Origin of the sequence: Goodfellowiella coeruleoviolacea (assembly GCF_024171785.1) — a bacterium.
GTDB lineage: Bacteria > Actinomycetota > Actinomycetes > Mycobacteriales > Pseudonocardiaceae > Goodfellowiella > Goodfellowiella coeruleoviolacea.
In genome coordinates, this window is record NZ_JAMTCK010000007.1 from 115,325 (window position 1) to 134,461 (window position 19,137).

The 19,137-nt window shown below is 73.7% G+C and carries 20 protein-coding genes; 8 read left to right on the top strand and 12 right to left on the bottom strand.

Annotated features, from left to right (window positions below; translation table 11 throughout):
• Nucleotides 1-263 precede the first annotated feature (263 nt).
• The gene (locus LX83_RS16505) at nucleotides 264-1,286 is read left to right on the top strand and encodes an LCP family protein (RefSeq protein ID WP_253772250.1); all 1,023 of its coding nucleotides are present in this window, start codon (nucleotides 264-266) and stop codon (nucleotides 1,284-1,286) included.
• Between the two features lie 128 nt (nucleotides 1,287-1,414).
• Here the strand turns inward: LX83_RS16505 and LX83_RS16510 are convergent, their stop codons facing one another.
• The gene (locus LX83_RS16510; protein ID WP_253772252.1) at nucleotides 1,415-1,555 is read right to left on the bottom strand and encodes a hypothetical protein; all 141 of its coding nucleotides are present in this window, start codon (nucleotides 1,553-1,555) and stop codon (nucleotides 1,415-1,417) included.
• 390 nt (nucleotides 1,556-1,945) lie between these two features.
• Between LX83_RS16510 and LX83_RS16515 the strand changes: the two genes are divergently transcribed.
• Nucleotides 1,946-2,641, top strand: a complete 696-nt coding sequence (locus tag LX83_RS16515) for a DUF6319 family protein (RefSeq protein WP_253772254.1) — start codon at nucleotides 1,946-1,948, stop codon at nucleotides 2,639-2,641.
• 493 nt (nucleotides 2,642-3,134) lie between these two features.
• Here LX83_RS16515 and LX83_RS16520 read toward each other — a convergent pair whose 3' ends face one another.
• The gene (locus LX83_RS16520; RefSeq protein ID WP_253772256.1) at nucleotides 3,135-4,772 is read right to left on the bottom strand and encodes an alpha/beta fold hydrolase; all 1,638 of its coding nucleotides are present in this window, start codon (nucleotides 4,770-4,772) and stop codon (nucleotides 3,135-3,137) included.
• 195 nt (nucleotides 4,773-4,967) lie between these two features.
• Here LX83_RS16520 and LX83_RS16525 point away from each other — a divergent pair, with 195 nt between their 5' ends.
• Together LX83_RS16525 and LX83_RS16530 are read left to right on the top strand one after the other, a co-directional pair.
• Nucleotides 4,968-5,597, top strand: coding sequence for a helix-turn-helix domain-containing protein (locus LX83_RS16525; protein ID WP_253772259.1), 630 nt, complete (start codon nucleotides 4,968-4,970; stop codon nucleotides 5,595-5,597).
• 140 nt (nucleotides 5,598-5,737) lie between these two features.
• Entirely contained in the window at nucleotides 5,738-6,643 is a 906-nt protein-coding gene (locus LX83_RS16530) for an EamA family transporter (RefSeq protein ID WP_407649593.1), read from the top strand.
• A gap of 13 nt (nucleotides 6,644-6,656) precedes the next feature.
• Here LX83_RS16530 and LX83_RS16535 read toward each other — a convergent pair whose 3' ends face one another.
• From LX83_RS16535 to LX83_RS16570, 8 genes are all read right to left on the bottom strand, one after another.
• Complete coding sequence (locus LX83_RS16535) at nucleotides 6,657-7,763, bottom strand: ATP-dependent DNA ligase (RefSeq protein WP_253772261.1); 1,107 nt, start codon at nucleotides 7,761-7,763, stop codon at nucleotides 6,657-6,659.
• A gap of 74 nt (nucleotides 7,764-7,837) precedes the next feature.
• On the bottom strand, nucleotides 7,838-8,446 hold the full coding sequence (locus LX83_RS16540; RefSeq protein ID WP_253772263.1) for an alkaline shock response membrane anchor protein AmaP: 609 nt from the start codon (nucleotides 8,444-8,446) through the stop codon (nucleotides 7,838-7,840).
• Nucleotides 8,443-8,979, bottom strand: a complete 537-nt coding sequence (locus LX83_RS16545) for a DUF6286 domain-containing protein (protein ID WP_253772265.1) — start codon at nucleotides 8,977-8,979, stop codon at nucleotides 8,443-8,445. The genes LX83_RS16540 and LX83_RS16545 overlap by 4 nt, the downstream gene beginning before the upstream one ends.
• Before the next feature lie 4 nt (nucleotides 8,980-8,983).
• A complete protein-coding gene (locus LX83_RS38415) occupies nucleotides 8,984-9,586 on the bottom strand; it encodes an Asp23/Gls24 family envelope stress response protein (protein WP_253772267.1) in 603 nt (200 codons plus the stop codon).
• Nucleotides 9,583-9,759, bottom strand: coding sequence for a hypothetical protein (locus tag LX83_RS16555; protein ID WP_253772269.1), 177 nt, complete (start codon nucleotides 9,757-9,759; stop codon nucleotides 9,583-9,585). Before LX83_RS16555 ends, LX83_RS38415 begins: the two co-directional genes overlap by 4 nt.
• 21 nt (nucleotides 9,760-9,780) lie before the next feature.
• Nucleotides 9,781-10,095 (bottom strand): hypothetical protein, encoded by a 315-nt coding sequence (locus LX83_RS16560; RefSeq protein ID WP_253772271.1) that lies wholly within the window; start codon nucleotides 10,093-10,095, stop codon nucleotides 9,781-9,783.
• An 11-nt stretch (nucleotides 10,096-10,106) separates the two neighbouring features.
• Nucleotides 10,107-10,583, bottom strand: coding sequence for an Asp23/Gls24 family envelope stress response protein (locus LX83_RS16565; protein WP_407649602.1), 477 nt, complete (start codon nucleotides 10,581-10,583; stop codon nucleotides 10,107-10,109).
• A 329-nt stretch (nucleotides 10,584-10,912) separates the two neighbouring features.
• Nucleotides 10,913-11,758, bottom strand: a complete 846-nt coding sequence (locus tag LX83_RS16570; RefSeq protein WP_407649594.1) for a pyrimidine reductase family protein — start codon at nucleotides 11,756-11,758, stop codon at nucleotides 10,913-10,915.
• Nucleotides 11,759-11,810: 52 nt separating this feature from the next.
• Here LX83_RS16570 and zapE point away from each other — a divergent pair, with 52 nt between their 5' ends.
• The 3 genes from zapE (at nucleotide 11,811) to LX83_RS16590 (ending at nucleotide 16,588) form a co-directional block, all read left to right on the top strand.
• Complete coding sequence (zapE, locus tag LX83_RS16575) at nucleotides 11,811-12,866, top strand: cell division protein ZapE (RefSeq protein ID WP_253772275.1); 1,056 nt, start codon at nucleotides 11,811-11,813, stop codon at nucleotides 12,864-12,866.
• 101 nt (nucleotides 12,867-12,967) lie between these two features.
• On the top strand, nucleotides 12,968-13,789 hold the full coding sequence (locus tag LX83_RS16580; RefSeq protein ID WP_253772277.1) for an SAM-dependent methyltransferase: 822 nt from the start codon (nucleotides 12,968-12,970) through the stop codon (nucleotides 13,787-13,789).
• A 675-nt stretch (nucleotides 13,790-14,464) separates the two neighbouring features.
• Nucleotides 14,465-16,588: a S9 family peptidase gene (locus LX83_RS16590; protein ID WP_253772279.1), complete on the top strand. Its 2,124-nt coding sequence runs from the start codon at nucleotides 14,465-14,467 to the stop codon at nucleotides 16,586-16,588.
• 421 nt (nucleotides 16,589-17,009) lie between these two features.
• Here the strand turns inward: LX83_RS16590 and LX83_RS16595 are convergent, their stop codons facing one another.
• Nucleotides 17,010-17,366 (bottom strand): histone-like nucleoid-structuring protein Lsr2, encoded by a 357-nt coding sequence (locus LX83_RS16595; protein ID WP_253772281.1) that lies wholly within the window; start codon nucleotides 17,364-17,366, stop codon nucleotides 17,010-17,012.
• Between the two features lie 306 nt (nucleotides 17,367-17,672).
• Complete coding sequence (locus tag LX83_RS16600; protein ID WP_253772283.1) at nucleotides 17,673-18,563, bottom strand: alpha/beta fold hydrolase; 891 nt, start codon at nucleotides 18,561-18,563, stop codon at nucleotides 17,673-17,675.
• 112 nt (nucleotides 18,564-18,675) lie between these two features.
• Here LX83_RS16600 and LX83_RS16605 point away from each other — a divergent pair, with 112 nt between their 5' ends.
• Nucleotides 18,676-18,957, top strand: coding sequence for a metal-sensitive transcriptional regulator (locus LX83_RS16605; protein WP_253772285.1), 282 nt, complete (start codon nucleotides 18,676-18,678; stop codon nucleotides 18,955-18,957).
• Nucleotides 18,958-19,137 lie beyond the last annotated feature (180 nt).

The window sequence follows — 19,137 nt, forward strand, 5'->3', positions numbered from 1 at the left end:
GGACCCGGGCCGGGCCGGCGGCGGCACGTCGGAGAGAACCGATAACGTGCGGTCAGCGATCGCGTGCCCGGTGCGACCACGGCGTGGCCGGTGGGCGCGTGGCCGGACGCGGCAACCCCTCCCCCCGGTCACACGTCCTCATGCACAGGGCGGAGCGATCCGCCGACGACCCGTACCGACGAACCTCGTACCGACAACGTCGTGCCGACGACCTGAACGCCCGCTGCGACCGGCGACCGCGCAGCTGATCGGGGGACAACATGGTGAACCGGAGTGGGACCGCCGCGGCTGGGTACCACCAGCAGCCAGCCGGCGCGGGGCCGGCCCGACGACGCAGGCGCTCCCGGGGCAAGGTGGTGCTGACCGTCCTGGTGGTGCTGCTGTTGCTGCTGGTCGGCCTGTGGTTCTACGTCGACTCCTCGCTCAAGCGGGTGACCGCGCTGGCGGACTACCCGGACCGGCCGGCCGCCGGCGCGGGCACCAACTGGCTGCTGGTCGGCTCGGACGCCAGGGATGGGCTGTCCGAGGAGGAGAAGGCGGAGCTGGCCACGGGCAGCGCGGCCGGGCACCGCACCGACACGATCATGATCATGCACATCCCGGACGGTTCGGGAAACCCGATCCTGGTCAGCCTGCCCCGCGACTCCTACGTGTCCATCCCGGGACACGACAAGAACAAGATCAACGCCGCGTTCGCGATCGGCGGGCCGCCCCTGCTGGCCCGGACCGTGGAGCAGGCCACCGGGCTGCGCATGGACCACTACGTCGAGATCGGCTTCGGCGGGTTCGCCAACGTGGTCGACGACGTCGGCGGGGTGGAGATGTGCCTGGACGAGCCGATGAAGGACCCCAAGGCCGGCATCGACCTGCCCGCCGGCTGCCAGGAGCTGAACGGCGCGCAGGCGCTCGGCTTCGTGCGCACCAGGGCGTTCCAGTCCGGTGACCTGGAGCGGGTGCAGAACCAGCGCAAGTTCCTGTCCGCGCTGCTGCACAAGGCCACCAGCGCCGCCGTGCTGGCCAACCCGTTCCGCTCGCTGCCGCTGGCCTTCGACCTGAGCGACGCGATCTCGGTGGGCGACGACGACCACCTGCACAACCTGGCCGGGCTGGCCTTCGCCCTCGGCGGCGGGATGGACACCGCGACCGCGCCGGTGGGCGGGTTCGACCAGGTGTCCGGGGCCGGCTCGGTGGTGGTGTGGAACCAGGCCAAGGCCAAGCAGCTGTTCGGCGCGCTGCGGGACGGCACCCCGGTGCCGGCCGACCTGGTGCAGCAACCGGCCGGCTGAGCCGGGCGGCGGCGGGTGCGCGCCACCCGCCGCGGTCGGGGAAGCGCCGGGAGAACGGAGTGAGGGTGGTCGCCCGATCCGAACGGGATCGGTGCGACCACCCTCAACCAACGTCTGGAGGCTGTCCCTCAGTCCTCGTCGACCAGGTTCGTGTCCGCTGTCGACGATTCGGCCGCCCAGGTGGCCGCCGACGCCTTCGGGTGCTCGAACCCCTCGATGATCTGCTCGAACTCACGAATCAGGTCGTCATAGATCGGGGTCGGTGACATGCGGTTCTCCCCCACGGGTGTGCGACAGGAATCCTTCTGCTGTTAACCAGTGTTCGGTTGTACCTCGCAGCCAGCGCCCCTCCTGGCCGGCCCACAGCGTACCGCCATTCGGGTGATGGCGCGCGGCATATCGGGACGAACACGCCGCAGGGTGGTTTTCACGGCTGGTCCGTCCGTGTGGCCACGTCGGCGTCACCGTCCCGGATCAGTCCTTTGTGGACGACCAGAATGTGTTGCGGGCACGGGGTTTTCCCGCGCGGGCACGTCCGCCAGGATGGGGCGCCACACTGGTGGCGGCCGGCCGAGGCGAGCCGAGGCGCGTCACGCTCTGTCGGTGGCATGCGGCAGGCTGCACCCGCCACAGATGACCATGCCTACCGGGAGGGGCATATGACGCAGGAACAACCACCGCGGCGATCGTCGGCCGCGTTATCCGCGGCCGACCTCGACCACCTGCGGGCGGAACTGGCCGAGGGGCGCACGCCCACCGTGTGGTTCACCGCCAAGGCGGTCGGCATGGAGGCCGGCCGGTCGGCCAAGGTGCTCGGGTTCACCGAGCCGGCCGAGGGCGACTTCATCCAGGTCCGCCCGACCGGCTCGCAGGACGAGCTGTCCTTCTCGCCCGCGGAGATGACACTCACCAAGCCGCCGCGCAAGCCCAAGGCCCCGGCCAAACCGGCCGCCCCGGTCGTCGCCGAGCCCTGGATCCCGCCGGCGCCGCCGGAGCCGGTCAGCAAGCCGCGCGCGGACGCGGCCGGCCCGACCGAGTCGGCGGGCAAGCGGCCGGCGCGCGCCGGTTCCGGTGCCCGTCGGGTCGCCAAGCCCAGCGAGGTGACGGTGACGCTGAGTTCCACCGCCGACGGCGAGTGGACGGTGGACGTGGTGACCGGCAAGAAGCGCACGGTCCGGTCCGCGCCGGTGCCGGCCTCGCACGTGGCCCAGGCCGCCAAGGTGCTGCACCCGGACGTGGCCGAGGCCATCCAGGCCGTGCTGGACGCCGCGCGCGAGCAGCAGCTGGCCCGGGTCGAGCAGCTGCGCGCCGAGCTGGAGGCGGCCCAGCGGGCCCTGGAGGAGCTGCCCAGCTAGCGCTGGGAACGCGCCGCCGGGGTGTCGACGATGCCGGCCCGGCGGCGAACCAGTCCCGACCGGTGATCGGCCCCTGCGGCGGTGGTCGATCGACCGGTGATCGGCGCGCGTGCTGCCCGGCCGCGGTCCCGGCGATGCGGTCGGCCGGCTGGACGAAGCACGCCGGTGGGGCGGGAACGGGCCCGGCCGGGCCGGAATTCACCCGAGGCGAGGCCTGTTCCGGGCCTGGCTGGCGAACGAGTGATGGGGCCGTCCCTCACGTGGCGGTATCACTCGTGCCGGTGCCGGAAATACCGTCTGTAGTTGGTTCCGCTGGTTTTCGTTGCGACCACAGGGGAGGACGACATGACGGCAGAGACAACCGCGTCGACCGAGAACGTTCAGCTGAGCGGCTGCGGCTGCTGTTCGACGTGCACCGGGCCCGGGTGCGGCTGCTGCTCCAGCTGCTGAGGCTGACCAGCCGCCCGGGGCGAGACGATCAGAGGGGACCGACTCACGGGGGGCAGACCGTACCGTCCTCTGGTACCTGACCGTCCACCAGGAACCGTTGCACCAGGGTGGTGGTGCACGAGACGCGTGGGAACGCGCCGTGCCCACCGCCCTGCCAACTCACCAGCACCGCCTGGCTCAGGTGCTGCGCGGCCCGTTCGGTGGCCGCGGCCGGCACGACCGGGTCGGCCGCGGTGCTGAGCACCAGGACCGGCGGCGCCCCGGCCAGGTCGGTGTCCGGCAGCGGCTGGGCCGGGACCGGCCACGGCCCGCACAGCACCAGCTGCTGGGCGAAGAGCACCCCGAACAGCGGGTGCTTGGTCTGCCAGTCCTGCGCCAGCTTGCTCACCTGCTCCGGGGGCAGCCGGGACGCGGTGTCGTTGCACCCGGTCACCAGCTCCCCGTCCAGCAGCGGCGGGTCGTCCTGGCTGCTGTCCAGCACCAGCGGCGCCGCCCACGCGGTCAGCGCGTTCCCGGACCCGGTGCGCGCCGCGGCGATCGCCTCGGCCAGCCGCGACCACGCCGACCGGTCCTCCAGGCCGCGCAGGATCGCCCGCAGCGCCGTGCCCGCGGTGAGCGGGACCGCGTCGACGCCGGCGCCGCCGGGCCGGTCGCCGCCGGGGACCCGCTGGCCGCGCAACTGGTCGAGCAGGTCCCGCACGGCCTGCCTCGGATCAGTCCCCAGTGGACAGTTGTGCGCGACGCAGTCGGCGGCGAACGCGTCGAACGCCTGCTCCGCGCCGATCGCCCGGTTCTCGGCCTGGCCGGTGGCGTCCGCGGTCGGGTCCAGCGCGCCGTCCAGCACCACCCGGCCGACCCGGTTGGGGTAGCGGCTGCCGTAGGTGGTCAGCACCCGGGAGCCCTCGCCTCGGCCGATCGCGTTGAGCCGGGACACGCCCAGTGACTCGCGCAGCGTCTCCAGGTCGGCCGCGGCCCGCCAGGTGTCCAGCGCGGCCAGCCGGTCGTCCAGGTCGAGCACGCACTCCTGGCTGGCCTTGCGCGCGGTTTCCAGCAGGCCGGTCACGTCGGTGCTGCCCGGGTCGTAGCCGATGATCTGGTCGCGCACCTCCGGGGAGACGCACCGGGCCGCCTCGGAGTCGCCCGTGCCCCGGCGGTCCATGCCGATCAGCGAGAACGTCTCGAAGAACTGGGCCGGCAACTGGGTGGCCAGCCGGGCCGCGGCCAGCGTGCCCGGCTCGCCGGCCGCGTCGTTGACCAGCACCAGCGGCACCGCGCCGGTGCCGGCCTTGAGCAGGGAGATCCGCAGGCTGCCCCGGCCCGGCCGGCTGGGCGGGTCCAGCACCGCCTGCATGCGGACGCACTCGAAGGTGAGCGTGGTCGCCGCGCCCGCGTCGCCCAGCCGCTCCCGGGTGCTGTCCGCGCAGTCCGACCAGCCCAGCCGGTCGGCGGGGGCCCGGTCCAGCGGTGGGATCTCCGTGGCGCTGGAGGTCGGGCCACCGGGTGACTCGGCGCCGCCGCCGTCGATGGCCACGGGCGGACGGGTGGAGGGGCCGACGCTGCAGGCCGACACCACGGTGAGCAGCGCGGCGCCCACCAGCCCCAGCGGGCCGGCCAGGCGCCGACGCGTGCGGTCGGACCAGCGGGACCGTCGACGTGACGCGGCTGCTTCTGGTTGTTGCATCAAGCTCTCGCATGGGACGGCTGGGTTCTCGGGAAGCCTCGCACGCCCCAGGTGTGGGCACGGTGAGTGGGCCCGGTCCGACCAGCGGCGCTGAAGGCCGAACAGGCCGGCGGCCGGCAGTCGCCGTAGCCGGTCGTCGTGCCTGGTCGTCGTGCTGGAAGACCCGCGATGTGGTGCTATACGCTACCGGCCGGTGTGATCTACCGACCGCTGGCGATCCCCGGCGGTGCCGACCAGGACGGAGCGCGGGTGCCGGACCAGGAAGCCGTGACCAGGGCCATCGCCGCCAACGTGCGCGCGGCCCGGACCGCGCGCCGGTGGAGCCTGGACACGCTGGCCAGCCGCTCCGGGGTGAGCAAGAGCGTGTTGGTGGCCGTGGAGCAGGGCAAGGGCAACCCGTGCATCGGCACGCTCTGGCGGCTCTCCGACGCGTTCGGCACCACCCTGGCCCGGCTGGTCGAGGTCGTGGACGAGCCGCCGCTGCGGGTGGTCGAGCCGGACGAGGGCGTGGCCCTGTGGCAGGGCGCCGACGGCGGTCGGGGCGTGCTGCTGCTGGGCGACACCACGCCCCCGGCCGAACTGTGGGACTGGCGGCTGCGGCCCGGCGAGGAGCATCACAGCGAGCCGCACGCGCCGGGCACCAGGGAGCTGCTGCACCTCATCGAGGGCGCGGTGGAGCTGCGGGTGGCCGGCAGCGTCGGCATGCTGCGCGCGGGTGGTGCCGCGGTGCTGGCCGGCGACCAGCCGCACGGCTACGTGGCCGTGGGCGACGAGCCCTGCCGGTTCACCATGACCGTGCTGGTGCCGCCGCCCCTGCCCGAGTGACCACCACCGGGTGAAACCCGGTCGCACCGGACCAGGCCGGACGGCCCACCGCGCGGCGCGCGGTCCGATCGCCCGCGGTGTGCGCGGCGATCCCCGTTGATCCGATGACGTTGATCTGGTGAGAGGAGCCCGACGTGGTGATGGCGCACGTCGATCGGATGTCGGACGCCCCGGCCGGTGGGGGCGGCCTGGCGGCGATCGCCGGGCGCACCCTCGGCGCGGTGCCGCCGCCGGCGCTGATCCTGGCCGGCATCGTCACCACGCAGGTGGGCGCGGCCGTGGCCAAGCAGTTGTTCGGCCTGGTGGGCGCGTCCGGCGCGGTGGCGTTGCGGCTGGTGTTCGCGGCCCTGGTGCTGCTGGTGGTGTGGCGCCCCTCGCCGCGGCTGAACCGGCGCACGCTCGCCGTGGTGGCCGGCTACGGCGCCGTGCTCGGCGGCATGAACCTGGTGTTCTACCAGGCGGTGGAGCGCATTCCGCTGGGCGCGGCGGTCACCATCGAGTTCCTCGGGCCGCTGGCGGTGGCCGTGCTCGGCTCGCGGCGCTGGCTGGACGGGCTGTGGGCGCTGCTGGCCGGCGGGGGAGTGGTGCTGCTGGCCGGTGGGGGCGGCAGCGGCGGGCTGAACTGGCTCGGCGTGGTGTTCGCCCTGCTGGCCGGGCTGGGCTGGGCCGGCTACATCCTGCTGTCCGCGGCACTGGGCAGCCAGACCAGTGACGGCCGGGGCCTGGCGCTGGCCATGTCCTTCGCCGGTGTGCTGGTCGCGCCGGTGGGCGTGCTCGACGCGGGAACCGCCCTGTTGCAGCCGACCGTGCTGGTCGCGGGCGTGGCCGTGGCCCTGCTGTCCTCGGTGGTGCCCTACTCGCTGGAACTGGAGGCGCTGCGCCGCATGCCGCCCCGGGTGTTCGGCGTGCTGATGAGCCTGGAACCGGCCGTGGCGGCACTGGCCGGGCTGCTCGTGCTGCACGAGCGGCTGGGCGTGCTCCAGTGGCTGGCCATCTGCTGCGTGGTCGCCGCGTCCGTGGGCGCCACCCGCAGCGCGCGGCGCTGACCGCGCCGGGCGCTCACCGGGAGGGGCGCACCTGGCCGCGCAGCACCGCGGCCAGGTCGTAGCGGGCCGGCTCGTCCAGCTGGTCGTAGCGGCAGGAGCGCACCTCCCGGTCCGGCCGCCAGCGCACGAACTGGGCGGTGTGCCGGAACCGGCCCGGATACCCGCCCTCGGTGTGGTCGTAGGCCACCTCGACCACGCGCTCCAGCCGCAGCGGCATCCAGGGCAGCTCGCCGCTGCGCCAGCGGGTGACCGGACCGGGCAGGCGGCGCCCGTCGCCGGCGTCCGGCCCCAGCCAGGGGTGCCGCTCCGGGGCGTCCTCGACGAGTGCGCCGAACTCGTCGGCCAGCGCCCGGCGGGTGGCGGCGGGGAACGCGCCCACCACGCCCACGTGGTGCAGCACGTCGGCGTGGTCGTACAGGCCCAGCAGCAGCGAGCCCACGGCCGTGCCCGGGGTGGTGCCGGTCTGCCAGCGCACCCCGGCCACCACGCAGTCGGCGGTGCGCGCGTGCTTGACCTTCACCATGGTGCGCCGCCCCGGCGTGTAGCCGCCGTGCGCGGGCTTGCCGACCACCCCGTCCAGGCCGGCGCCCTCGAACAGCTCGAACCAGGACCGGGCCAGGGCGATGTCGGTGGTGGCCGGGGTGAGGTGCACCAGTTCGGTGGGGGTGACCGCGTCGAGCAGCGCCTGCCGGCGCGCGGTGGTCGGCTCGTCCAGCACGGCCTGCTCGGCCGTGGCCAACAGGTCGAAGGCGACGTAGTTGGCCGGGGTCCGCTCGGCCAGCGCGCGCACCCGGCTGGCCGCCGGGTGGATGCGCTCGGACAGCGCGTCGAAGTCCAGCCGGCCCTGCCTGGCCACCACCAGCTCCCCGTCCAGCACCACCCGGTCGGGCAGGGCCGCGGGCAGCGCGGCCAGCACCTCGGGGAAGTAGCGGTTGAGCGGCTTGCCGTTGCGCGACTGCAGGGTGATCTCGGCACCGTCGCGGAACACCAGGCAGCGGAACCCGTCCCACTTCGGTTCGAACACCAGCTCCGCGCCGGAGTCGGCGTCCGCGCGGGTGAACAGGTCCGGCACCGAGGTGGCCAGCATCGGCTGGATCGGTGGGCGCAGTGGCGGCGGCACCCCGCCATGGTGCGCCCGCGCCAGGGTTCGTGCCTGGTCAAACCGGGCTGGTGGCGGTGGAACCGGGCTGGTGGCTAGCGGACCCGCTGCCGGCGGGCCGTGTCCAGTTCCAGCCGCACCGCGGTGGGCAGCTGGTCGACGCCCAGTGCCTGCCGGGCCCGCTCCAGCACCCGCGCGTCCAGGGCGTGCCAGACCCGGCGCAGGTCGGTGCCCTCGCGCAGCCACAGCACCAGCCGCAGGGCCGGCCGGTCGCGGCTGCCGACCACCCGGGCCCTGGCCCTGGCCACGCCGTCCACTCGCTCGGCGTCGGCGCGCACCGCGCCGGCCACGGCGGCGGGGGTGACCCGCAGCCGGTCGGTGGGCGAGCGGTCCAGCACGAACGCGGGATGCCGCTCCGGCCGCACCGCGCGGACCAGCACGGCCAGCCCCAGCACCAGCAGCACCAGCCCGACCAGCACGGCCAGCACCCTGGCCAGCGCGGCGTGCCCGGCCAGCCAGGTCATGGCGAGCGGGTCCAGCACCGGCCGGGCGGCCCGGCCGTGGCCGAGCCAGCCGGCACCCACCACCAGGGCGGCCACCCCGGCCAGCAGCCCGAGCAGGCCGACAACCAGGGTCACCGCGCGTTCGACGGCGATCGGCCGCGCCACCGAGGCGGCCGGGGTGGTTCGCGTCGCGCGGGTCATCGCGGCGTCCTGGCCGAGTCGACCACCACGGCGACCCGCGGCGAGCGCGGCATGGGCAGGTCGGCGACGGCCTGCCCGGCCACCTCCCGCACCCGGGAGCGCAGTTGGTCCTCGGTGTCGAACCGGCTGGCCGCGTGCACCCGGACCGTCCGCGCACCGGCCCGCACCCGGGCCCGGTCCACCCCGCCCTCGGCGCGGACCTGGTCGCCGACCAGTCGGGCCAGCGACCGCCGCGAGGTGGTCACGCTGACCTCCGGCGCCGGGCTGTGCAGCCGGATCCCGCGGTGGCGGGCGGTGAGCGCGGCCAGCACCAGCAGCAGGCCGAGCACGGCCACGGCCGCGGCGAGCAGCCGCACCCCCGGGCTGGCCCAGGACAGCGCGGCCAGCCGCGCGCGCCAGGCCGGCCAGGGCACCACCAGCGGCCCCGCGTCCGGCCGCGCCCACGCCCAGGCGGTCTCGCCGGCCAGCGCCAGCCCGACCCCGGCCACGGCCAGGCCGAGCAGCGCGGCCAGACAACGCACCAACACCCGCATGGCCTCACTCCACTCTCGGTCGGGACCGGGGCAGCAGCGCGGACACGGTGACCGACACCGAGCGCACCCGGTGCCCGGTCAGCCGGCGCACCGCCTGGCGCACCCGCTCACCCACCTCGTCGACGGTGGCGCGGATCGGCGCCGGGTACACCAGGGCGAGTTCCACGGCCACGTCCAGATCGGCGCCGTCATCGTCGGCCCTGCCCTCGGTGCCACGGCCCCCCGTGCCACGGCCCTTGGTGCCACGGCCCTCGGTGCCACGGCCCGAGAGCCGGGCCCTGGCACCCGGCACCGCACGGCCGCCGGCCGCCGCCGACCCGCCGGACAGCGTGCCCGGCACCTGGTCGGCGGTGTGCTCGACGATTCGGCGCAGCACGGTGTGGTCGATGCGCAGAGCGCCCCGGTCGGCCGGGTCGGCCGACTCGGCCGCTGACCCGACCGGTGCCGACTTGGCCGGTGCCGACTGGGCCGGTGCCGGTTCAGCCCGTGCCGGTTCAGCCGGCGCCGGCCGGGGTTCCCCTGGTTGGCCCGGCACCCGCCAGGGGCGGGCCGGCCGCGTCCGGCCGGCGTCGTGGCCACGGGACCGACCGGCGTGCCCGGTGCTCACCGGGCACGCCCCCGCCCGATCAGGTCACCCAGGTCGAGTTTGCCGTCCAGGGCGCGGCCGATGCCGAGGCCGATGAGCCCGACCACCAGGGTGATCAGGAACGCGGCAAACCCGCCCGTGGCGGCGAGACCGAGGATGAGACCGGCGAACAACCCGGTCTGGGTTCCGTTCATGGTCAGGCTCCTCACCGAGATTCACCGAGATCCGCTTCGTGGCCGTGGCACGGACCGCTCCACCAGGTCGGCGATGACCACGTCCACCGGCACCGGGCCGGCCACCTCCCGCACCCGGCGCCGCAACTCATCCACCACCCGGGGCACGGGCTGGCCGAAGTAGAGCACCACGGCGATCTCCACCGGGGTGCCGCCGACTCCGGTGCGCACCCCGACCACCCGCCGACCGGGCTGGTAGGAGGTGACCGTGCCGTAGGCGCCGGTGGTCAGCGCGTGCACGGCCGGGTGTCCCAACACCGCGTCGTGCACGCGCTCCGCCAGGCTGGGCGCGCTCACCGGGCGCGCACTCACCTGACCCTCGGCGCAGGTTCGGCCTGCCCGTCGTCCTCGGGCAGGTGGATGTCGTTGACCGCGATGTTCACCTCGATCACCTCAAGCCCGGTGATCCGCTCCACCGCGGTGATCACGTTGCGCCGCACGGCCCTGGCCAGCTCCACGATGCCCACGCCGTACTCGACCACCAGGTCCAGGTCGACCGCGGCCTGCTTCTCGCCGACCTCCACGGACACCCCGGCGGTGCTGGAGGTGCCGGCCCCGGGGATGCGTTCCCGGATCGCGCCGAACGCGCGCGCCATGCCGGCCCCGCCCAGTTCGTGCACGCCCGAGATCTCCCTGGCGGCGATGGCGGCGACCTTCTGCACCACGGCCGACGAGATGGTGGTGCGGCCCTGCGTGGTCTCGTCGGCCAGCCGCGACTGGCGGCTGTCCCCGGCCCGGGGCGCGGGCGCACCGGCCTGCCCGGGCGGGGTGGGGCGCCCGGGCAGGCCGGGCCCCGCCTCACTGAGTTCGATGCCGCTGGAGCCGCCGGGGCCGGCACCAGCGCCGGGGCCAGGTCTGGACGGACTGCTCGACGTCATGCGACCCACTCCTTCCGGTGGACGGACCTCCGCCGTGACACGCACGACGGCGTTGCGTCGCCCAATCCGGGTGCCCGCGTTCGCCCGATCCAGCGCAAACCACCCCCTGTGGAGCTACCCCGGCCGGTGGCCGGCAGCGAACGCCGGGCGTCAGCGGCGGCCGAGTGCCGCCGGTCCCCGGGCAGTCACCCGGCCGCCGGATGACCGATCACCCGGCGGCCACCGGTGGCCCGGGATCACCGGTCGCGCTGGTAGCGCAGCATCAGCGAGCTGTCCGAGTGCAGCACGGACACCAGTCGCAGCCGGAACGGGTCGTGCGGCAGCGGCCCGAACGCGACGCGTGCGGCGTCCCCACCGGCCAGCAGCGGGGACACGGTCAGGCACAGCTCGTCGACCAGGTCCTGGGCGATCAGTCCGCCGAACAGGGTGGGGCCGCCCTCGCAGCACACCCGGCGCAGCCCGCGCCGGTCCAGTTCGGACATGGCGGCCCGCAGGTCGACCCGGTGCTCGCCGACCACCACCACCTCGGCGCCCGCCTCGGTCAGGGCGTCGCGCAGGTCGGCGGGGGCGGCGGCCGGGGTGATCACCAGGGGCGGCACCGAGGTGTCGGTGATCAGGGGGGAGTCCGGCGGGATCGAGCAGCGGTCGGTCACCACGGCGATCCTGGGCACCGGGGACAGGCCGAGCCGGGCGCGGCGCGTGGCGCGGACCTCGGTCGCCTTGACGCCCCGGTAGCCCTCGACCAGCGCGGTGCCCGCCCCGACCAGGACCACGTCGGCCAGGTCCCGGCCGAGCCGGAACACCTTCTTGTCGGCCGGGCTGGACAGGCCGGCCGACCGGCCGTGGACGGTCACCGCCCCGTCGGCGCTGGCCACGAAGTGCGCCTGGACCCAGGGACGCTCCAGCGGCTCGGGGTAGGCGTAGAGCCGCTCCAGCTCGGCGTCGTCCACGGCCGGGCCGGTCGGTCCGGTCAGCCCGGTGCCGTGGCCGTGAGCCTGGTCACCGACATCATCAGCACTCCCGATCCGGGTGACCTCCTTCGGGGTGTTCTCGCTCTCATCACTGCTGGGTTCCGGGGGCAATGGCCACAACCTGTGCACGTTGACCATCCCAGCACGCGGTTAGGCTGCGGGCATGGTGGCCCTACGCCTGTGCGACCGAAACCCACGCGTCGAGGCGGACGAGTTGATCGCCGCCCTGGTCCCGCCGCCCCGGTTCGACCAGGTGCGGTTCGACACGTACCTGCCCAACCCGGACGAGCCCAGCCAGGCTGCGGCGGTGCAGGCCTGCCAGGCCTTCGCCGAGCGGGTGGCGGCCAGGCGCGGTCAGGGCGGCGGCTGGCTGCGTTCGCTGCTGGGGGGCGGCGGCAGCCAGCCCAGCGGGAAGCCCGGGCTGTACCTGGACGGTGGCTTCGGCGTGGGCAAGACCCACCTGCTCGCCTCGATCTGGCACGCGGTGCCCGAACCCAGGGCCTACGGCACCTTCGTCGAGCTGACCCACCTGGTGGGGGCGTTGGGGTTCACCCAGGCGGTGCGGCTGCTGTCCGGGCACCGACTGTTGGCCATCGACGAGTTCGAACTGGACGACCCCGGCGACACCATGCTGATGACCCGGTTGATCAGCGAGCTGACCGCGGCCGGGGTGTTCGTCGCGGCGACCTCCAACACCCTGCCGGACAAGCTCGGCGAGGGCCGGTTCGCGGCCGACAACTTCCTGCGCGAGATCCAGTCGCTGGCCAGCAAGTTCGCCGTGGTGCGGGTGGACGGTCCGGACTACCGGCACCGGGGGCTGCCCGAGGCACCCGAGCCCATGACCGACCAGGAGCTGGCGGCCAGCGCGGCCGGCATCCCGGACGCCAGCCTGGACGACTTCGACGCCCTGTGCGCCCACCTGGCCAAGGTGCACCCGTCCCAGTACGGGCGACTGGTGGCCGGGGTGAGCGCGGTGCACCTGCGCGGGCTGCACGCGGCCCCGGACCAGGACGTGGCCCTGCGCCTGGTGGCGCTGGGCGACCGGCTCTACGACCGGGCGGTGCCGGTGGCGGTGTCCGGGGAGCGCCTGTCGAGCCTGTTCACCGAGGAAATGCTGCGCGGTGGTTATCGGAAGAAATACCTCCGGGCGATATCCCGACTTGTCGCATTGTCCCGGGATATTCCAGGCCGGGAGAAGCTGGAGACGCCGACCGGTTAGGCCGTTCGGGGGTGGTCGGGTCGACCGTTGGCGTAATTGTTTTCGTCGGTAGGCTGTACCGCGATATGACGGGACTTTCAACGACGTTAACGAGGTGACCAATGGAACAACGACCTGTGTGGGCCCCGGCCACCGTTGACCTCAACACGCCGAGCGCGGCCCGCCTGTACGACTATTACCTCGGTGGGAACTACAACTTCGCGGTGGACCGCCAGCTGGCGAACCGGATCTACCAGGCGCTGCCCGAGATGCCCTACCTGGCCAGGGTCAACCGGTCCTTCCTCGGCCGGGCCGTGCGGTTCTGCGTGTCCCAGGGCGTGCGCCAGTTCCTGGACATCGGCTGTGGCCTGCCCACTCTCGGCAGCGTGCACGAGATCGCCCAGCGCGTGGACCCGCGCTGCCGGGTCGCCTACGTGGACAACGAGCCGGTCGCCGTGGCGCACGGGGAACTGCTGCTGGCCGGTAATCCGAATGCGGGAATCGCGCTCGCTGATGTGCGCGATGTCCACGGCGTGCTGAACTCGAAAACCGTGACCCGGCTACTGGACTTCAACGAACCGGTGGCTGTCCTCATGGTCGCGCTGCTGCACTTCATTCCCGACGCGGATCGCCCGGTCGAGATGATCGCGCGTTACCGGGAAGCCATGGCACCGGGGAGTTATCTGGTGTTGTCCCACGTGAGCGATGACGAGTTGCCGGGTGTCTCGCACGCGGCGGAGTTCTACAAGAACAGCCAGAATCCGGTGACCCTGCGCGGGCGGGCTCAGGTGGAGCGGTTGATGGGCGGGTTCGAACTGGTCGACCCGGGCCTGGTGTTCTGCCCGGACTGGCGGCCGGACACGCCCGAGGACACCGACGAGGCGGCCGCGCACCCGCCGTGCTCGTTCTACGCGGGCGTGGGCCGCCGCACCGAGGCGCCGTGACCGGCGACCCGCGACACCCGTGGTCCCCCGCGCCCTGGTTCCCACACCTTGGTCCACCCTGGTCCCCCTGTCCTGGTCCCCCCTGTCCCGGTCCCTCGCGCCCTGGTTCGCCGTGTCCTGGATTCCCCTGGCTGACTCGCCCCGGCCTAGGCCGTCGGAGGAGGTGCGAGCTGACAGCGCGGCGCCGCGTCGGCCGCACCCGATCGGTGGCGCACGGCTGGTGGCGCGTGGCTGACGGTCCTGCGGCTCGATCGGCGATGTGACGGCTGGCGGTTTGGCACCGCCACGGCCCGGTGACCACCGCGTCCCCGCGGTCGGGTGAACGGGGCCAGGCCGCCAGCCCGGCCGGTTCAGCCCCTGCCAGCCCAACCCGCACCGCGCGGCCAGCCACCCCAGCGGGGCCGCCCACCCCAGCGGGGCCAGCCACCCCGGCTCGGCCAGCTCAACCGTGCCCAGTCCAGCCCCCACCCGTCCCGGGGGGCGAGCCCCGCTCCAGCCTATCGGCGCCCACCCCTGCGGCCCAGGGGCGCGGATCGGGCTGTGGACAACCCCGGGGGCTGTGCACAACCGCGCACCCGATCGTGGGAACCGGGCTGGTGGCCGACGCCGGAGTGGTATGGCGGACGGGGTGGCTGGCTGGCGGTCGGCCGGGATGATCTGCGAGGGTGGCGTCTCGTGGGTACCGACGAGATCTCCTTTCCCAGGCTGCAGGCCAAGACACTCCGGTTCACCCTCGGCGCGCCGAGGACCTTCGCCGTGTCCCCGGACGGCGCCCGGGTGCTGTTCCTCCGCTCGCCGTCGAGCACCAGCCGCGAGCACGGCCTGTGGGCGCTGCGGGTGGCCACCGGCGAGGAGACCCAGCTGGTCGACCCGGGCGCGCTGCTCGGCGGGGGTGATGCCGACGACCTGCCGCCCGAGGAACGGGCCCGGCGGGAGCGCACCCGCGAGCAGGCGTCCGGCATCGTCAGCTACGCCACCGACCGCGAGCACCGGGTGGTCGCGTTCGCGTTGTCCGGTGAGCTGTTCGTGGTCGACCCGGAGACCGGCCGGGTGCGGGAACTGCCGACCGAGGGCAAGGTGCTCGATCCCCGGCCGGACCCGACCGGCCAGCGGGTCGGCTACGTCTGCGGCGGCGCGCTGCGCGTGATCGACCTGGCCGGCGGCGAGGACCGGGTGCTGGCCGAGCCGGACGGCGACGAGGTCACCTGGGGGCTGGCCGAGTTCATCGCGGCCGAGGAGATGGGGCGCACCCGGGGCTACTGGTGGGCGCCGGACGGCCAGCGCCTGATCGCGGCCCGGGTGGACAACGCGCCCGTGGCGCGCTGGTACATCGCGGACCCGGCCAACCCGGACCGGCCGGCCACCGAGGTCGCCTACCCGGCGGCCGGCACGGCCAACGCCGCCGTGAGCGCCGCCGTGATCGGGCTGGACGCCAGCCGCAAGGACATCGCCTGGGACCGGGACGCGTTCCCCTACCTGGTCACCGCGCACTGGTCGGCGGGTGGCCCGCCGCTGCTGGTGGTGCAGTCCAGGGACCAGCGCACGCTGCGCGTGCTCACCGTCGACCCGGCCACCGGGCGGACCGAGGTCCTGTGCGAGGAGATCGACCCGCACTGGGTGGAGATCATGCCCGGGGTGCCGGCGTGGACGCCGGACGGCCGGCTGGTGCGGATCTGCGCGCGGGAGGGCGCCTACCGGCTGCTGGTGGACGAACACGAGCTGACCGACGCCACCACCCAGGTGCGCGCGGTGCTGCACGTGGGCGAGTCCGACGTGCTGTTCACCGCGTCCACCGACGACCCCACCCAGGTGCACGTGTTCCGGGCCGACTACGCCAACGGCCTGGTGCACCAGGTGTCCACTGTGGAGGGTGTGCACAGCGCCGCGCGGGGCGGCACCACCACGGTGCTCGTGTCGGCCGGCCCGGACTGGTTCGGCAGCCGGGCCACCGTGCTGTCCGGCGGGAACACCGCCGACGCGGTGACCGTCCGGTCGCACGCGAGCCGGCCGCCGCTGACCCCGAACCTGACCGCGCTGGTCACCACGCCGCGCCGGCTGCGCTCCGCGCTGCTGCTGCCCACCGGACACCAGCCGGGCTCGGCCCGGCTGCCGGTGCTGCTGGACCCCTACGGCGGGCCGCACGCGCAGCGGGTGCTGGCCGCGCGCAACATGTACCTGGCCTCGCAGTGGCTGGCCGACCAGGGCTTCGCCGTGCTGGTCACCGACGGCAGGGGCAGTCCGGGGCGCGGGCCGGACTGGGACCGGGCGATCGCCTTCGACTTCGCCGAGGCCACCCTCACCGACCAGGTGGACGCCCTGCACGCCGCCGCGGAGCAGCACGCCGACCTGGACCTGAGCCGGGTGGCGATTCGCGGCTGGTCGTTCGGCGGCTACCTGGCCGCGCTCGCGGTGCTGCGCCGGCCCGACGTGTTCCACGCCGGCATCGCCGGGGCCCCGGTCACCGACTGGCGGCTGTACGACACCCACTACACCGAGCGCTACCTGGGCCAGCCCGCCGAGCGGGCCGAGGTCTACGAGCGCAACTCGCTGATCGCGGACGCGCCCGCGCTGTCCCGGCCGCTGATGATCATCCACGGGCTGGCCGACGACAACGTGGTGGCCGCGCACACGCTGCGGCTGTCCTCGGCGCTGCTGGCCGCCGGTCGACCACACACCGTGCTGCCGCTGTCCGGCGTCACCCACATGACGCCACAGGAACAGGTCGCCGAGAACCTGCTGCTGCTCCAGGTCGACTTTCTCAGGCAGGCGCTCAACAGTCCCGGTCAGGCGGTGAGCTGAGCGGCCGGAGAAGTGCGTGGCGACCGGGTCGAGCCGATGCCGCGGAATCGATCAGGGGGATCGGACAACGCGTCGGCCCGGCCGGGTGGCACATTGCCCAACTACGCAAGGTGACGGTCTTCTCGATGGTCACCCGACAGCCCGCCGAAGGACCGGTGGAATTTCCCCACGAGGAAAGGCGGACACGGTCGGTCACGGTTGGTTGTGGCAGATCCGCGGGTGCCGCGACCGGCATGTGAAGATGGCCCCCGAAGTGCGCTCCGGGGGCCATCCACCACGTCTGCTGTCCGGCTGATCGACTTCGCCGTCGATATCCGGTGCTTATCCTCAGTGAGGATACGGTGACTTTCGGTGTCGGTCCGCATCATCGGGGTGACCGGACCGCGGCGGAATTCCCCATCCCGCCGGTAAAGCGATCAGATCAGGAGGCGTTCGCTTCCTTGAACTGCATCATGAGGTTCTGCGGAATGCGGCCGCGGTCGGAGATGGCGTGCCCCTGGCTGCGCGCCCAGTCCCGGACGGCCTGGTTGTACGCCTTGTCCCCGCTGCCGTTGCCACTGGCCTTGACCGGGGTCTTCGCCGCCTTGCGCTGCTGCTTGCGGCCACCGACCCGGCGTGCGTGGTCAACGTACTCGCTGAGAATGCCGCGGAGCTTTTCGGCGTTCTCCCTCGACAGGTCGATCGAGTACTCGACCCCGTCGATCGCGAAGCCAACGGTCTCCTCCGCCTGCCCCCCGTCCAGGTCGTCGATAAGCTCGACGACGGTCTGCTGTGCCACGTTTCCTCCGTACGTCCTTTGTTTAGTGTGCCAGGTCCGCGCCATGTTTGGGCCATCTTCTGACACCCCTGAGTTCTACCCTAGTCCACGGCCGGGAATACCCGGTCAACCGAGGGGGCGTGGCAACACCGTTATTCGCCGGACCGGACAATGCTGCCGGCAGTTCTGGTCGGCGCTTCCGGAGTCGATGTTTGTCGGCGGCCGGGCAACATAACGACCATAGTGCGGATATTGGTCAACTCGGTCGAGATGTGAAGGCCGGACAGCGGGCGAACAGGACCGGCGCGCCGGCCGCACGCGTCCCGCTCACGTGGTGAGAAAGCCGTGCAACTCGGCGGCGAGTTCCTCGGGGACCTCCTCGGCGAGGTGGTGGCCGGGGCACGCCACGGCCCGCCCGCGCAGGTCCTCGGCCCACGCCCGCCAGACCCCGAGCACGTCGCCGTACAGGTCGGGCAGGTCGTCGCCGGTGGACCAGAGCACCAGCGTCGGACACGCCACCCGCCGGCCGGCCCGCCGGTCCGCGTCGTCGTGCTCGCGGTCGATGCCCACCCCGGCCCGGTAGTCCTCGCACATCGCGTGCACGGTGGCCGGGTCGTGGATGGCGCGCTGGAAGTCGGCCCACGCCTCGGCACCCATCCGCTCCGGGCCGCTGCCCAGCCAGGTGGGCGAGCCGTGCCCGTACCAGGCGTCCGGGTCGGCGTTGATCACCCGCTCCGGCAGCGGGGCCGGCCGGGACAGGAAGAACCAGTGCCACCACTTCCGCGCGAAGTCCGCGCCGCACCGGGCCAGTGCCTCGCCGATCGGCACGATGTCCAGCGCCACCAGGTGGGTCACGGCCTCGGGGTGGTCCAGCGCGAGCCGGGTGGCCACGTAACCGCCCCGGTCGTGGCCGACCACGGCGAAGCGCTCGTGGCCGAGCGAGCGCATCAGCGACAGGCAGGCCCTGGCCATGGCGCGCTTGGAGTGGGGCTCGTGGTCCGGGGTGCTCGCCGGCTTGCTGGATTCGCCGTAACCGGGCAGGTCCGGGCAGACCACGGTGTGTCCGGCGGCGACCAGCAGCGGCGCCACCCGGTGCCAGGTCGCGTGGGTGCGGGGGTGGCCGTGCAGCAGCAGCACCGGGCTGCCCTGGCCGCCGTGCCGCACCCGCAGCACGGCCTGGCCGACGTCGATGCGGTCGAGCGCGAAGCCTTCGTACATCAACGAAAACCTACCCGAGCACCCCGGTGCTCGCGCGGTTGTCGACCCGGGCCGCCCACTCGGCCGCCTATCCTGGACGGCGATACCCAGGCACCGTATAGGAGCAGGCAGGATGCGGGGATACACCGCCGACAAGGACGACTACCTCAAGCGGTTGCGCCGCATCGAGGGACAGGTGCGCGGCTTGCAGCGCATGATCGAGAACGACGAGTACTGCATTGACGTGCTGACCCAGATCGCCGCCGCCACCAAGGCGCTGCAGGCGGTCTCGCTGGGGCTGATCGACGAGCACCTCAAGCACTGCGTGGCCCAGGCCGTGGCCGAGGGCGGCCCGGTGGCCGAGGAGAAGCTGCGGGAGGCGAGCGCGGCCATCGGGCGGCTGGTCAAGTCCTAGCGCGTCCGCCGTCGGCCGCGGCCAGCGGGTTCGCCGCGCGGCCACGGGCAGTAGCCGCTCCTCCGGTCGGGCGCCGGCCGTTCGTCGCCGGGGTGGCCGAGCGTGCGAGCCGGGGCCGCGACGCTGACGCGGTGCCCGTCACGGGCAGTGGTGGGCGTTGGGCTGATCAGTGGGGATTGC